General features: G+C 75.2%; 13 protein-coding genes and 1 tRNA gene. 5 read left to right on the forward strand and 9 right to left on the reverse strand.

From position 1 onward, the window contains the following. Window positions 1-81: 81 nt before the first annotated feature. Window positions 82-1,293, forward strand: coding sequence for a M14 family zinc carboxypeptidase (locus ACQKM2_RS32125; RefSeq protein ID WP_427716005.1), 1,212 nt, complete (start codon window positions 82-84; stop codon window positions 1,291-1,293). Here ACQKM2_RS32125 and ACQKM2_RS32130 read toward each other — a convergent pair. Continuing rightward, window positions 1,275-1,742, reverse strand: a complete 468-nt coding sequence (locus ACQKM2_RS32130) for an N-acetyltransferase family protein (protein ID WP_427716007.1) — start codon at window positions 1,740-1,742, stop codon at window positions 1,275-1,277. The genes ACQKM2_RS32125 and ACQKM2_RS32130 overlap by 19 nt on opposite strands. A 58-nt stretch (window positions 1,743-1,800) precedes the next feature. Beyond that, the gene (locus ACQKM2_RS32135) at window positions 1,801-2,373 is read right to left on the reverse strand and encodes an FHA domain-containing protein (protein WP_427716009.1); all 573 of its coding nucleotides are present in this window, start codon (window positions 2,371-2,373) and stop codon (window positions 1,801-1,803) included. Between the two features lie 143 nt (window positions 2,374-2,516). Between ACQKM2_RS32135 and treZ the strand changes: the two genes are divergently transcribed. After that, window positions 2,517-4,268: a malto-oligosyltrehalose trehalohydrolase gene (gene treZ, locus ACQKM2_RS32140; RefSeq protein WP_427716011.1), complete on the forward strand. Its 1,752-nt coding sequence runs from the start codon at window positions 2,517-2,519 to the stop codon at window positions 4,266-4,268. A gap of 40 nt (window positions 4,269-4,308) precedes the next feature. Here the strand turns inward: treZ and ACQKM2_RS32145 are convergent, their stop codons facing one another. Together ACQKM2_RS32145 and ACQKM2_RS32150 are read right to left on the reverse strand one after the other, a co-directional pair. Next, window positions 4,309-5,460, reverse strand: a complete 1,152-nt coding sequence (locus tag ACQKM2_RS32145; protein WP_427716013.1) for a M24 family metallopeptidase — start codon at window positions 5,458-5,460, stop codon at window positions 4,309-4,311. Next, a complete protein-coding gene (locus ACQKM2_RS32150; protein ID WP_427716016.1) occupies window positions 5,457-6,335 on the reverse strand; it encodes a LysR family transcriptional regulator in 879 nt (292 codons plus the stop codon). Before ACQKM2_RS32150 ends, ACQKM2_RS32145 begins: the two co-directional genes overlap by 4 nt. Window positions 6,336-6,528: 193 nt before the next feature. Between ACQKM2_RS32150 and ACQKM2_RS32155 the strand changes: the two genes are divergently transcribed. After that, a complete protein-coding gene (locus ACQKM2_RS32155; RefSeq protein ID WP_427716085.1) occupies window positions 6,529-7,293 on the forward strand; it encodes a CTP synthase C-terminal region-related (seleno)protein in 765 nt (254 codons plus the stop codon). A 74-nt stretch (window positions 7,294-7,367) separates the two neighbouring features. Next, window positions 7,368-7,440, forward strand: a tRNA-His gene (locus ACQKM2_RS32160). Between the two features lie 85 nt (window positions 7,441-7,525). Here ACQKM2_RS32160 and ACQKM2_RS32165 read toward each other — a convergent pair. The 4 genes from ACQKM2_RS32165 to ACQKM2_RS32180 all read right to left on the reverse strand — a co-directional run bounded on the left by ACQKM2_RS32165 (window position 7,526) and on the right by ACQKM2_RS32180 (window position 11,222). Continuing rightward, window positions 7,526-8,281: an alpha/beta fold hydrolase gene (locus tag ACQKM2_RS32165; RefSeq protein WP_427716018.1), complete on the reverse strand. Its 756-nt coding sequence runs from the start codon at window positions 8,279-8,281 to the stop codon at window positions 7,526-7,528. Window positions 8,282-8,375: 94 nt separating this feature from the next. Next, window positions 8,376-8,714 carry an XRE family transcriptional regulator gene (locus tag ACQKM2_RS32170; protein WP_427716020.1) on the reverse strand — a complete coding sequence of 113 codons (339 nt, stop codon included), beginning with the start codon at window positions 8,712-8,714 and terminating at the stop codon, window positions 8,376-8,378. Next, window positions 8,711-9,088, reverse strand: a complete 378-nt coding sequence (locus tag ACQKM2_RS32175) for a type II toxin-antitoxin system RelE/ParE family toxin (protein WP_427716023.1) — start codon at window positions 9,086-9,088, stop codon at window positions 8,711-8,713. The genes ACQKM2_RS32170 and ACQKM2_RS32175 overlap by 4 nt, the downstream gene beginning before the upstream one ends. Before the next feature lie 73 nt (window positions 9,089-9,161). Further along, on the reverse strand, window positions 9,162-11,222 hold the full coding sequence (locus ACQKM2_RS32180) for a phosphocholine-specific phospholipase C (protein WP_427716026.1): 2,061 nt from the start codon (window positions 11,220-11,222) through the stop codon (window positions 9,162-9,164). A gap of 331 nt (window positions 11,223-11,553) precedes the next feature. On the opposite strand from ACQKM2_RS32180, the gene ACQKM2_RS32185 reads away from it, so the two are divergent. Next, the gene (locus tag ACQKM2_RS32185; protein WP_427716028.1) at window positions 11,554-13,791 is read left to right on the forward strand and encodes a GTPase-associated protein 1-related protein; all 2,238 of its coding nucleotides are present in this window, start codon (window positions 11,554-11,556) and stop codon (window positions 13,789-13,791) included. Here the strand turns inward: ACQKM2_RS32185 and ACQKM2_RS32190 are convergent. Beyond that, window positions 13,769-14,098, reverse strand: a complete 330-nt coding sequence (locus ACQKM2_RS32190) for a hypothetical protein (protein WP_427716029.1) — start codon at window positions 14,096-14,098, stop codon at window positions 13,769-13,771. The genes ACQKM2_RS32185 and ACQKM2_RS32190 overlap by 23 nt on opposite strands. Window positions 14,099-14,110 lie beyond the last annotated feature (12 nt).

Raw genomic sequence — 14,110 nt, forward strand, 5'->3', positions numbered from 1 at the left:
GCGGCACACACATTCGACCCCCGCGGAGAAGTAGCGGCCCGGTGTGGCGGGCATGGGCACCATGTGACCCTCCTCCCTGACATGCGCTACCCCACCCCGCACGAACTCGCCCTGGCAGGCCGGGCGCTGGCGGACGAGCACCCCGGGCGGGTGCGGATGCGGCAGGCCGGTGTCTCCCGGGGCGGGAGGCCGCTCTGGCTGCTCTCCGTCGACGGCCGGTGCGGCGGGCCCGGGGAGGTGCTCGTCGTCGCCGGAGCCCATGCCAACGAGCCCGTCGGCGGGGCGACCGCGCTGGACCTCGCCCGGCGGCTGGTCCGGGACGGGGACGGGGGCGGCGGGGCGGGCTGGCACTTCCTGCTCTGCGCCGACCCCGACGGCGCCGAGCTGCACCGCGCGCCGCTCCCCCGCTCACTGCTGGACTACCACCGCGGCTTCTACCGCCCGCCCGGGCCGGAGCAGCCCGAGTGGGCGCCGTCCTTACTGCCCCCGGACCGGCTCCCGCCCGAGACGCGCACCCTGACCGCGCTCCTGGACGAACTCCGGCCCGCCCTGCAGGTCTCCCTGCACGGTACGGACCTCGGCGGGTCCTGGGTGCAGCTGACGCGTGACGTGCCCGGGCTCGCCGAGCCCTTCGGGAAGTCGGCCGCCGAGCTGCGGATCCCGGTGGAGACCGGGGCCTCCGACGCGGCCGGCTGGGGTTCCCCCGGGCCCGGGATCTTCGTGATGCCGCGGGACGGGAGCGAGGACACCCGGCGCAGCACCTGGTGCCACCGCCACCACGGGACCACCGCGATCGTCGAGGTGCCCATGTGGGCCTCCGACCTGGTGGACGACCCCGCCCCGCACCCCGACCCGCGGGGCGCCCTGCGCGTGCTGGCGGAGCGGCTGACGGGTGAGGCGGCGCGGGTGGCGGGGCTGCGGGAGGGGATCCCGGGCGAGGGGCCCGGCGCCGCCGCGCTGCTGCGGGCGGTGGACTGGACGCTCGGGCTGATCCCGGACGTCGCCGCCGCGTGGACGGGACCCGGGGTGCCGGCCGGGGCCACCACGGCCTCCCTCGGCAGCCTCGACGCCTTCGGGCGGCGCCTGACGCTGCGCGCGGCGGCGATGCTGCTGCGCGTACTGCGGTGCCAGGCGCATCCGGCGGCGCCCGGCCTGGACCGCCTGACAACGCAATGGTGCGAGGAGTTCTCGGCCCGCTTCCGGGCGCGCTGGGTGCCGGTGGCCACGCAGGTGGAACACCAGTCCCGGACGGTCCTGGCCGCGTACCGCTGTCTTCAGACCGGCCAGGCGTAGCGGCGCTTGGGGCGGCCGGTGGCGCCGAGGCGGTCGTAGAAGCGGATCGCGCCCTCGTTCCAGTCGGGGGTCTGCCACTCGACGTGTTCGAGGCCGAGTTCGCGGGCGAGGCCGGCCACGGCGTCCATCAGGGCGGCGCCGAGGCCGTGGCCCCTGGCTTCCTCGGCGAGGTAGAGGCAGTCCATGTGGAGGTGGTGACGGGCGTCCCAGAACGCGAACTCCTCGGAGCAGGCGGCGTACCCGGCCACCGTGCCGTCGGGCGTCTCGGCGAGCAGCACCCACAGCCGGGCGTCCTCGGCGAACAGCAGGGGGCCGAGGCGGTCGGCCAGGCCGGCCGGGCGGGCGGCCGACTTCTCGTACGCGACGTGCTCGTGGATGAGCTCGACGAGGCGCGGGAGGTCTTCGGGGCGGGCGGGACGGACAGTGCGCACGATGCCGGTGTGATCCATGAGGCGCATCCTGCCGTGCCCCCGTCCGGGGCCGAAGGGCACCCCGCCCGGCCGCCGGTCAGTCCTGCGAGAGCCGGAAGCTCATCCGCCCGAACCCCACCTGGTCGCCCGGCCGTACGACCGCCGCGCCCGTCACCCGGCGCCCGTTGACGGTGGTGCCGTTGGTGGAGCCGAGATCCCGCAGCAGCCAGGTCCCGTCCCGCATGCTCAGCTCGGCGTGCGCCCGCGAGACGGTCTCGTGGCTGAGGCGCAGCCCGTTGCCCGGGTCGCGGCCGATCCGCAGGGGGCCGGCGGCCGGGTGGGGGAAGAGCAGCTTGGGCAGGCGCTCCACCTGCCAGGCCCGGCGCACCCCGGCGGAGACCGCCGACGCGCGGCCGACCCAGCCGAACAGCCGGTTGGTCCAGGGGGCTTCGGGTCCGAGCGGGCCCGGGCGCGTCTGGAGGTCTGCGAGGAGGGGTGCGAGGTCCTCCGAGCGGCGGGCGACCAGCGCGAGCTCCATGCGCCGCAGGAAGGTGTCGTGCGACAGCTTCCCGAGGGCCGCACCCTCCCTGAGCTGGCCCAGCGCCCGGTCCCGCTCCGCGTCGGTGAGCCGCGGGGCGGGGTAGGCGGGGAACTCGAAACTCGACGTCACAGGGTGATTGTCGGCCCGTCGGGTGCGGGGTGTCCAGAACTCCCCCGCCCGGCCCGGAATGATGGGCACGATACGGGCACCGTACGGGCACGATCACGCATGCTGGACACCGCCGGAGACGACCGGAGACGAGGGGACCGTCCGTGCAGTTCGAGGTGTGGGCACCGCTGACAGGTCGGGTCGCCATGCGACTGAACGACACCACCTACGACATGGCCCCCGATCCGGCCCCCGGCCGCTCCGGCTGGTGGGTCGTCGAGGCCCCGGCGGCCGACGGCGACCGGTACGGGTTCCGGCTCGGCGACGATCCGTCGGTGCGGCCAGATCCGCGCGGGCGGCGGCTGCCGGACGGTACGGAGGGCCTGTCGGCGGTGGTCGACCTCACGGCCCTCGCCCCCCACGTGCCCCCGCCGCACGTGCCGCTGCAGGACGCGGTCCTGTACGAGCTGCACGTCGGCACCTTCACCCCCGAGGGCACCTTCGAGGCCGCGGCGGCCCGCCTGGAGTACCTGGCCGGGCTGGGCGTGACGCACGTGGAGCTGATGCCGGTGTGCCCCTTCCCGGGCCGGCACGGCTGGGGGTACGACGGGGTGGCGCCGTGGGCGGTGCACGAGCCGTACGGGGGACCGGCGGGTCTGGCGGCGTTCGTGGAGGCCGCGCACACGGCCGGGCTCGGGGTGGTGCTGGACGTGGTCCTCAACCACCTCGGCCCCTCCGGCAACCACCTCCCGGACTTCGGGCCGTACTTCACCGACACGCACCACACGCCCTGGGGCGCGGCGGTGAACCTGGACGCGCCCGGCTCGGACGAGGTCCGGGCGTACCTGATCGGGAGCGCACTGGCCTGGCTGCGGGACTACCGGATCGACGGGCTGCGGCTGGACGCGGTGCACGCGCTGGCCGACGGGCGGGCGCTGTCCTTCCTGGAGGAGCTGTCGGCCGCCGTGGACGGGCTGGCGGCGGAGACCACGCGGCCGCTGTTCCTGATCGCCGAGTCCGACCAGTGCGACCCGCGGCTGACGACCCCGTGCGCGGCCGGCGGGCTGGGGATGCACGCGCAGTGGAACGACGACTTCCACCATGCGCTGCACTGTGCGCTGACCGGTGAATCGCAGGGCTACTACGCCGACTTCGCCGAGGCGCCGATCGGCGCCCTCGCCAAGACCCTGACGCGGGCGTTCTTCCACGACGGCACCTGGTCGTCCTTCCGGGGACGCACCCACGGCCGGCCCGTGGACCGCCGCCGCACCCCCGCGCACCGCTTCCTCGGCTACACGCAGACCCACGACCAGGTCGGCAACCGGGCGCTGGGCGACCGGCTGTCGGCCTCCTGCTCCCCCGGGCTGCTGGCGTGCGCGGCGACGCTGGCGTTGACGGGGCCGTTCGTGCCGATGCTGTTCATGGGCGAGGAGTGGGGGGCCGGCACGCCCTGGCAGTACTTCACCGACCACCCCGACCCGGAGCTGGCCGAGGAGGTGCGCAGCGGCCGGCGCCGGGAGTTCGCCGCGCACGGCTGGAAGGCCGAGGAGGTCCCCGATCCGCAGGACCCGGCGACGCGGGACCGGTCCTGCCTGGACTGGGCGGAACCGGAACGGGAGTCGCACGCCTGGCTGCTGGAGTGGTACCGGACCCTGATCCGGCTGCGCCGCACCCACCCGGACCTGCGTGACCCGGACCTGGCCGCGGTCCGGGTCGCGTACGACGAGGAGCGCCGCTGGCTGACGTTCCGGCGCGGGGAGGTGCGGGTGGTGGTGAACCTGTCGACGGAGTCGGTGACGGTGGCGCTGGGCCGCAACGGGGTGCGGGTGCTGGCGTCCTGGGAGCCGGTGGAGCATCCGGGTCCGGACGGGCGGATCCACGTACCGGGCGAGTCGGCGGTGGTACTCGGCCCGTAGCCGCGGCGGCCCGCCCGGCGACGGCCTACCCGACGACGGCCTACCCGACGATCGCCATCTCGCGCGGCGCGTTGTTCAGGCGGCGGCCCCCGTCCGCGGTGACGGTGACGATGTCCTCGATCCGGACGCCGAACCGGCCGGGCAGGTAGACGCCCGGCTCCACGGAGAAGCACATGCCGGGGACGAGGGGCTGTTCCTCGCCCTCGACCATGTACGGCGGTTCGTGGGTGGTGACGCCGATGCCGTGGCCGGTGCGGTGGATGAAGCGTTCGCCGTAGCCGAACTCGGTGATGACGGCGCGGGCGGCCCGGTCGACGTCCTGGCAGGTCGCGCCGGGCCTGACGGCGGCGAAGCCGGCCTGCTGGGCCTCGCGGACGATGTCGTGGATGCGCCGTTCCTCGGGGGTGGGCTCGCCGACGTGGACGGTGCGGGAGATGTCGGAGCCGTAGCCGTGCTTGAGGCCGCCGAAGTCGAGGACGACCATGTCGCCGTGCCGGATGACGCGTTCGCCGGCCTCGTGGTGCGGGTTGGCGCCGTTGGGGCCGGATCCGACGACGGTGAAGTCGACCTGGGAGTGGCCGTGTACGCGCAGCAGCCCGGCCAGGTCGGCGGCGACCTCGCTCTCGCGGCGCCCGGCGAAGGGGACGTGGAGGATCTGCGCGTAGGCGGCGTCGGCGGCGGCTCCGGCGGCCGCGAGGCGGGCCAGTTCCCGTTCGTCCTTGACGGCGCGGAGCATGGGCAGGGCGTCGGTGAGCGGGCTGTAGGTGGTGGCGGGCAACTCCCTCTGCAGGCCGAGCAGGTGCAGTGCCCAGGTGTTGTCGCTGACGCCGAAGCGGCCGCTGACGTCGAGGAGCGGCGCGGCCGCCCGGTAGGGGTCGTCGCCGTCGGTCCAGTCGCGCAGGGTCAGGGCGTCCGCGCCGGGTGCCTTCGCCGCGTCGGGGGCCTCCAGGGCGGGCACGACCAGCACGGGGTCCTGTCCGGCGGCGAGGACGAGCAGGGTGAGCCGTTCGGTCTCGGCGGTCGGGCGGTAGCCGGTGAGGTGGGTGAGGTCGGGGCCGGGGGCGATGAGGAGTCCGGCGAGTCCGGCGTCGGCGGCGCTCTGCGCGGCGGCGGCCATCCGGGCGGCGTAGTCGGCGGTGGTGAAGGCCTCGGGCTCGGCGTGGGCGGCCGGGTCGGGAGTCGGTGTGGTCATGAGGGGGATCCTGCCGTGAGGCGTGCGGCGAGCGCAGCGGCCGCGCCGGACGGTCCGGCGGGCGCGACCAGCTCCGTCCGGTGTACGAGGCGGGGCGCGGCGAGCGGTACGGCGGTCCCGGCGCGGGCGGCGTCGGCGACGGGGCGGGGCAGCAGGACGAGGCCGTGGCCGGCGGCGGCGAGGGCGCACAGGGCGTGCAGGTCGGTGCCGTCGTAGCGCAGGGCGCGGCGTCCTGTGGTGAGCGGCAGCCCCACGTCGGGGGCGTCGAGCCAGCGCGCGTCGGCGAGGTCGTCGAGCCGGACGGAGTCGCGTGCGGCGAAGGGGTGTCCGGCGGGGAAGAGGACGGCGAGTTCCTCCTCGGCGACGCCGGTGACCTGCAGCGGGGCCACGTCGGGCAGCCGCAGCGGGTCGCTCGGGGCGGCGAGCCCGTCGACGAGCCCGAGGTCGCATTCCCCGGCGGCGACGGCGGCGGGGACCCGGGCCGGGGGCAGGACGCGCAGGGTGACCCCGGTGGCGGGCAGGGCGGCGAGCAGCCGGGGTCCGGCGGCGGCGAGCGGGGAGGCGGCGAGGGTGATCCGGCCGGGCGGGGCGGCGGCGAGGCGCAGTACGTCGGCGCGGGCGGCGTCGAGGCGCAGTACGTCGGCGCGGGCGGCGTCGAGGCGCAGCAGCAGCGGCCGGGCGTGTTCCAGGAGGCGGGCGCCGGCCGGGGTGGGGGCGACGGGCCGCCGGGTGAGCAGTTCGGTGCGCAGGTCGGCTTCGAGGGCGGCGATGTGCTGGGAGACGGCGGACTGGGTGTAGCCGAGTTCGCGTGCGGCGGCGGAGAAGGAGGCGAGCCGGGCGACGGCGGTGAAGGTGCGCAGGAGGTGCGGGTCCATGCCCGGCAGGATGCCAGCGCCGCCGGGCGGCACCACCCGGCAGCACCGTCCATCAGCGTTGCTTATCGAGCGTCCCGGAACAATCGTTGGCGCTGAAGCGGGACCGGGTCGCAGGATGATCCGCATGACCACCGCACAGGCGCCTCACGCCGCGTCCGCTGCCGCTGCCGCTGCTGCTGCCGCCGCCGCCCCGATGACCGTCGCCCGGATCGCCCTCGTCGGCGACCGCTCCCCGCACGTGGAGTCCCATTCCCGGATCCCGCTCCTCCTCGACGCGCTGGCCTCGCGCGAGGGGCTGGTGCTGGACGCCTGCTGGATCCCGACCGCGGAGGCGGAGGCCGCGGCCGCGGCGGGGACCCTGGCCGGGTTCGACGCCCTGTGGGTGCTGCCGGGCAGCCCGTACGCGAGCGAGGCGGGGGTGCTGGCGGCGATCCGGGTGGCCCGGGAGGAGGGCGTCCCCTTCCTCGGGACGTGCGGCGGCTTCCAGCACGCGCTGCTGGAGTACGCCCGCCACGTGTGCGGGTTGGCGGGGGCGGCGCACGCCGAGAACGACCCCGGGGCGGACGACCCGCTGATCGCGCCGCTGGCCTGTTCGCTGGCGGGGCACGAGGCGCCCGTACGGGCGGAGCCGGGTTCGCTGGCGGAGTCCGCGCTCGGGGCGGACCGGTCGACGGAGCGCTACCACTGCCACTGCGGCCCGGTCGCCCGCCACCTGCCGGTGCTGGCCGCGCACGGGCTGCGGCTGTCGGGGCACGACGAGGACGGCGCGGTGCGGATGGCGGAGCTGCCGGGGCACCCGTTCTTCCTGGCCACGCTCTTCCAGCCGGAGCTGTCGGGGGACGGCTCTCGGCCGCATCCGGTGATCCGGGCGCTGGCGGTCGCGGCGGTCGCCCGCGCGGTACGCCGCGACGGACGCCGCGCGGCGACGCCCACGGCCGGGGCCCGGGCCGCCGGATAACCCGTCGCGGAAGCACCCCCCGCATCGGCTATGCTGTGCATGCACAACGAACGGGCGGTCCGCCGCCCTTCGTGGTGGGTGTAGCTCAGCTGGTAGAGCACCTGGTTGTGGTCCAGGTGGCCGCGGGTTCAAGTCCCGTCACTCACCCTTTCGGTCCCGTAGGGGGTACGAGGTTCGCCTCGTACCCCCTACGGGCTTTTCCGGGTCCGGCCAGGTCCGGGCCGCGTCGGGGTCAGCCGCGCAGGAAGGCCTCCACCTCCGTGGCGAAGGCCACCGGCGTCTCGTGGGGCGGGTAGTGGCCGGCGCCGGGGATCGTGACGATCCTGCAGTTCGGGTACGAGGCCTGCCAGGTGGCGCGCATCACCTCGGCCGTCAGGGCCAGGTCGTACTCGCCGACCAGGACGAGCACCGGCACGGTGCTGCCCTTGATCGCGGAGGAGAGGTCCCGGGTCTGCCAGTCGGCGAGGTAGGCGGCGAAGGCCTCGGGGCGGGAGACGTCGAGGGAGTGGGCGACCATGCGCTCCAGCCAGTGGCGGCTGACCCGGTTGCCGGTGACCAGGTCGAGGATGGTCCGCCGCTTGTCCGGGTCCCCGGCGGCGCCGTAGAAGAGGGCGTGGGTGGCGTCGTCCATCGGGTACGGCCCGGCGGGGACGGGGGTGAGCCCGATCAGCTTCTCGACGCGCTCGGGGGCGCGGGCCAGGACCTGCTGGGCGGCCTTGCCGCCCATGGAGTGGCCGACGAGGGAGAAGGTGTCCCAGCCCAGCTCGTCGGCGAGCGCGAGGACGTCGTCGGCGATCTCGGGAAGGGTGTGGCGGCCGGGGACGTCCCGGCGCTCGCCGTAGCCCCGGTAGTCGGGGAAGGCGTACGAGAACCCCTGCGGGTCGAGGTGGTCGAGCACGGAGCCCCAGTTGGCGGAGGTCCCGAACCAGTCGTGCAGCACGATGACGCGGACGGGTCCGGTGCCGATCCGGCGATGGGCGATGGCCATGCGTTCTCCCTCGGTGACGGGGGTGGTGGAAGCCGACGCCGTACGTTCTGCCCGTCCGGCCTACGATCACACCGCACCCGCACCCGCAGCCGCGTCAGGCCACGGTGTACTCCGTGTCCCCGAAGTCGGCCACGACCCTCAGGCGGCCTCCGAGCGCCTCGACGTAGGAGCGCAGGGTGGCTACCTCCGTCCGGTCGGTCTCGCCGTTCTCGATGGCCGACACCCTGGGGGCGGAGACGCCCATCGTCTCGGCGACGTCCTTCTGGGTCAGCGCCTGCTCCTGGCGGATCTCGGCCAGCCGATAGGCCCGCACCTCGGCCATGAGCCGGTCCATGGCGGCCCGCTTCTCCGCCGGGGACCGCACCGGCAGGCCCGCGGCCGCCCGGCGCTCGCGCACCTGGCGCTTGGCCTCCTCCCAACCGACACCGCTCATTCGTACTCCCTCGAGTCCAGCTCCCCGATGTGGTCCTGGTAACGCTTCTCCGCGAGCGGAATGTTGACCTCGTACCACCGCTGCCAGTTTCCGGCCTTGTCGCCGGCCACAAGCAGCACCGCCCGGCGGACCGGGTCGAACGCGAACAGGATCCGGATCTCACTGCCGCCCGAAGAGCCCGGTCGCAGCTCCTTCATGTGGTGCTGTTCGGCTCCCTTGATGCGGTCGACCAGCGGCCGCCCGAGCGTGGGCCCGAACATCGCGAGCGCGTCGACCGCGTCCTCCACCTGTTCGGCACTGTTCCAGTCCGTCTCGGCCAGCGCCTCGAACCACTCCGCCACCTCGCCGACGAGGATCACTTCCCATTGGGCCACGCCCGCGAAGTTAACGCAAGTGTTAACTTCGCGGGCGTGAACCCATCCCGGTTCGCCCGTACGGGAACGGGTGTCAGACGGTCTTGAGCGCCGGGTCCGAGACGCCCGGCGCGCCCGTCTCCACGTGCCCCGCGAAGCGGCGCAGGAAGGTCGCGTCGGCGTCCGAGACCACGGAGACGTCGTACCAGCGGCCGGAGGCGCGCAGGTCGACGGTGTGGGAGACGGTGGCGCCCGGGTTGACCTTGAAGGTCTGGGCGGCGCCGCCGTAGGAGTTGGTCACCGTGAGGTTCACCGCGGCGGTGCCCCCGTTGACCAGGGTCAGGGCCAGGTTGCCGGTGGCGTCCGCGTGGCGGGCCGTGACCTCGGGTCCGGCCTTCTTCGCCGGGCCCTTCCAGGTGCGCAGGAAGCCGTTGGGCCCCCAGACCGTGAGGTCGATCTTGTTGCCGGTGGAGCTGCTGGTGCTCCAGGTGTCCGAGAGGGTCTTGCCCGCCTCGACCGTGTAGGGCCAGGGGCCGTCCGTCCGGTTGCCCGAGGTGCTGTGGAAGTGGGCGCCGAGCTTCGGGCCGGAGGAGAAGGTGAGCGTGAACTTGCCCGTGGAGACGGCCCGGGAGCCGTCCACGTACGGGCTGTAGCCGAGCGCGCGGGCCGGCTTGGAGCCCGCCTCCTGCTTCGGCAGGGCGCCGGTCGCCGGCGGCACCGGGTGGTAGGAGGGGTGCGCGTTGTGGTCGGGCGGGAGGTAGCCGGCCGTGGACGGCAGCGCGGCCGGGGTGGCGTCGGCCTGGGTGAAGTCGAAGGCCGAGGTCAGGTCGCCGCAGACGGCGCGGCGCCACGCCGAGATGTTGGGCTCCTGCACCCCGAACCGCTTCTCCATGAAGCGGATCACCGAGGTGTGGTCGAAGGTCTCGGAGCAGACGTAGCCGCCCTTGCTCCACGGGGAGACCACGATCATCGGGACGCGCGGGCCGAGGCCGTACGGGCCGGCCGCGTAGCCGCCGCCCCCGGCGTACAGGTCGCGGGTGACGTCGGCCGTGGACAGGCCCCAGGCGGACGACGCCGGCGGGTACGGCGGCACGACGTGGTCGAAGAAGCCGTCGTTCTCGTCGTAGGTGATGAAGAAGGCCGTCTTCGCCCACACCGCCGGGTTCGCGGTCAGCGCGTCCAGGACCTGGGAGATGTACCAGGCGCCGAAGTTCACCGGCCAGTTCGGGTGCTCGCTGAAGGCCTCGGGCGCCGCGATCCAGGAGACCTGGGGCAGGGTGCCGTTCAGCACGTCCGCGCGCAGCCGGTCGAAGTAGCCGTCGCCCGCCTTCGCGTTCGTGCCCGTACGGGCCTTCTCGTAGAGGGCGCTGCCCGGCTGGGCGTTGCGGTAGTTGTTGAAGTACAGCAGCGAGTTGTCGCCGTAGTTGCCGCGGAAGGCGTCGCCGATCCAGCCCCAGGAGCCGGCCGCGTTCAGGCCGTCGCCTATGTCCTGGTAGATCTTCCAGGAGACCCCGGCGGACTCCAGCCGCTCCGGGTAGGTCTTCCAGCCGTAGCCGGCCTCCTGGTTGCCGAGGACCGGGCCGCCGCCGGTGCCGTCGTTGCCCGTGTGGCCCGTCCACATGTAGTAGCGGTTGGGGTCGGTGGCCCCGATGAACGAGCAGTGGTAGGCGTCGCAGACGGTGAAGGCGTCGGCGAGGGCGTAGTGGAACGGGATGTCGTCCCGGGTCATGTACGACATGGTGGTGGCGGTCTTCGCCGGGATCCACTTGTCGTACTTGCCGTTGTTGTAGGCCTGGTGGCCGCCGGCCCAGTCGTGGTTCAGGCCCTCGACGAACTGCATGCCCAGGTCGTTGACCTGCGGGTGGAAGGGGAGGATGTCCTTCGTCCCGTTGGACTGGAAGAAGACCGACTTCCCGTTGTCCTGGAGCACCGGCCGCGGGTCTCCGAAGCCGCGGACACCCTTCATCGTGCCGAAGTACTGGTCGAAGGACCGGTTCTCCTGCATGAGGACGACGATGTGCTCGATGTCCTGGATGGTTCCGGTGCTGCCCTGCGCCGGGATGGCGGCGGCGCGCGCGATGCTCTCGTTGAGCATCGTGGCGGCCGCCGTGCCGCCGGCGATCTGGAGGAACCTGCGTCGGTTGAGTTCAGCCATGGGTGACGACCTCTAGGGGGGTGAGGGGGGGATCGAGGGGCGCCCCAAGGACAGCGGTCCCGGGGTACCGGCCGGAGATCCCCGTCTGACGTCGGGCCGTACAGCGGGCGAACGGAAGCCCCTGCGGACGGAACTCCCGGACGGCCGCGATGTCTGCTGGAATGGCCTCCACACACTGCAACAGGGGGCGCAGCAGGATGGCGGGGAACGTGAGGGGGCATGCCGCGCGCTCCGCTGCCGGTACGGTACGGGCAACCACGCCCCGCACAACAGACCCTGACGCCTCATCAGTTCGGGTCCCGGCGGGATCCGGCCGGACGGGGGGCCCGGCGTGAACCTCCCCCAGCTGCACTACTCGGGCGGCCCCGAGGGCTCCGGCTTCACCTCCGTCACCCCGGGGGTGGGCGGGGAGCTGCTGCGCGAGGCGGAGCCGCTCCTGCGGTACGAGCCGCCGCTGCGGGCGCCGTCCGCCGGGTTCCCCGAGGCGCTGTCGCTGAGCGTGCTGTCCGACGGGAGCCGGCTGCTCTCGCGCGCCGTGCACACCGGTGCCGGCTTCGACTTCGACTCCGGGTACGGGGACGGCGGCTCCTGGTCCCGGGCCGGGGACGGCTTCCACGCGCACGCCGTGCACCTGCCCGAGCCCGCCGGGGCGGGGCCCGCGCGGCTGCTGCCGGTCACCGCCTGGGGCTCCGCGCAGTGGGAGGAGCGGACCCCGATGGGCGGGCCGCCCCCGCCGCTGGACCGGATACCCGCGCCCGGGCGGCACGACCGGGCGGCGCTGGCCGCCTTCGTCGCCGCCCGGGGTCCGTGGCTGGCGGGGTTCTTCGCCGATGTGCGGCGGGCCGTGGAGGAGCCGGACGCCCCGCGCCTGCTGCTGGTGGAGGAGGACAGCGCGGCCGTGGCCCGCTGGGTGATGCTGGCCTGCGGGGTGCTGCCGCACGAGCGGGGACAGTGGCTGACCTTCACCACGTACGCCCGGCGGCCGCTGCTCGCCCCGCAGCGGCTGGTCGGGGTGCAGCCCGGCGACGAGCCGGCGGAGCCGGGGCCGTGGCGGGTGTACGGGGCCTCGGGGGCGGGCGCTCCCGGCGAGTGCGGGGACCTGTGGGCGCGGACCGCCTCGGCGGTGTGGCTGGCAGCGCGGCCCGAGCTGTTCGCGCAGGTCAGGCAGCTGCCGGCGGAGCCGTACGCGGCGGGCCCGCTGGCCTCGCTGGCACTGGCCGCCGGAATCCCCCTGGAACCCGCGGCCCGACAGGCGGCCGCCGAATGGGCCGGCACGACCGGGCCGGGGCCGGCCGCAGCCGCCACGACCGGGCGCCCCCGGGCCGGGGCCGGGACGGAGACCGGCAGCACCGCGACTGCCGGCCCGGGGTCCGGGGACACCCGGACCGGAACCGGAACCGGGACCGAAACCGGGACAGGGGGCGCCGGGGAGCGCGTACGCGTGTCCGTGCCGGAGGCGGGCGGCGGGGAGCCGCTGCCCGACGTGGCGCGGCGGCTGGCGCACGCGCTGATCAGCGACCCGGACCGGGCGTACGGGGAGCGGGAGCGGGACTCGCTGGCGGAGCTGCCCGTGCTGCGGGCCCTCGTGCTGGACCGGCTGGACGCGCTCGCCGCGGGCGATCCGGCCGCCGGCGCCCGGCTGTTCGAGCGGACCGGGCTCCGGCTGGGCGCGGCGGAGGCGCTGCCGCACCTGCGGATGTGCGCCCGGGCGGCGCAGGCGGGCCCGGACACCGACGCGGACCCGGTCCTCCTGCTGGAGGCCCTGCTGCGGGAGTCCGGGGTCTCCCTGTACGCCGAGCCGCTCGTGCTGCGCACCGGGATGCGGCTGGTCTGGCCCGGGCGGCCGCCCGAGGCGGCCGAGGCCGGGCTGGTGCTGGCGACGACGGGTGCCGCCGTGCACCGGGACGCCGGGACCTGGGAGCCGCTGGCCCGGGCCGCCGCGGTGGCACCCGCCGGGGACGGGGCGGCGGCGGACCTGGCGGCGGAGCTGCTGCGGCACTTCGGGGCGGAGCTGCCGGACGGGCAGCGTCCCGCGCTGCTGCTGTGGGAACTGGTCCGGGACCTGCGCGCCGGCGGCCCGGCCGGGGACGGCCTGCGCCGGGCCCTGGAGCTGGGGGCCCTGTCCCCGGAGCCGGGCGCGCGCGAGGCGGCGTACGCGGCGGTGGCCGGGCGGCTGCTCGCGCCGGACGGGCCCGACGAGGCGGGGCTGCGGGCCCTGGCGGGCAGCGAGCACCCCGAACTGCTGGCCGCGTACCGGGAGGCGGCCCGCTCCGCCCCGGTGGCGGTGGGGCTGCGGGGCGACCCGGGGTACCTCGCCTCCTGCTACGCCGCCTGGTCGGCGCAGCCGCAGGCCGGGCCGCTGTGGCGGGAAACCCGTACGGAGCTGCTCGAAGGGGTGCTGCGGCCGCTCGTACGGGAGCTGCCGGCCGCGCACCGGGCGGCGGCGGGCCGGGAGCTGGCCCGCCACGACGCCCACCGGGCGCGGGAGTTCCACGCCTGGCGGCGGCCGTCCGCCGCCGACCGGCTGCGCGGCGCCCTGCGGGGGGTCATCCCCCGAGCAGGGCGCTGATCTGCTGCGCGAGGGCCAGGCCGGCGCTGCCGGCGCCCAGGCCGAGGGTGATGGTCTCCAGGCTGCGCCGGACCAGGCCCGGTTCGGGGGCGCGCCGCTCCCGGCCGGCCTCTTCCAGTTCGCCGCGCAGGGCGTGCGCCGCTTCGACGCGTTCCGGGCCGGCGTCCCGGTCGGTGAGCCACCGGGCGAGTTCGGCGGCCAGCCGCAGGACCCGGGCGGCGTCCTCCTCGGGCCCGATGTTGATCACGCCGTGGTCGCCGTAGTTCCCGGGGCCGTTGACGTTCCCGTGGAAGTTGTACGTGCCCATGCGGGGCTCCTC

The organism is Streptomyces sp. NPDC004126 (assembly GCF_050275515.1).
Classification (GTDB): Bacteria; Actinomycetota; Actinomycetes; order Streptomycetales; family Streptomycetaceae; genus Streptomyces.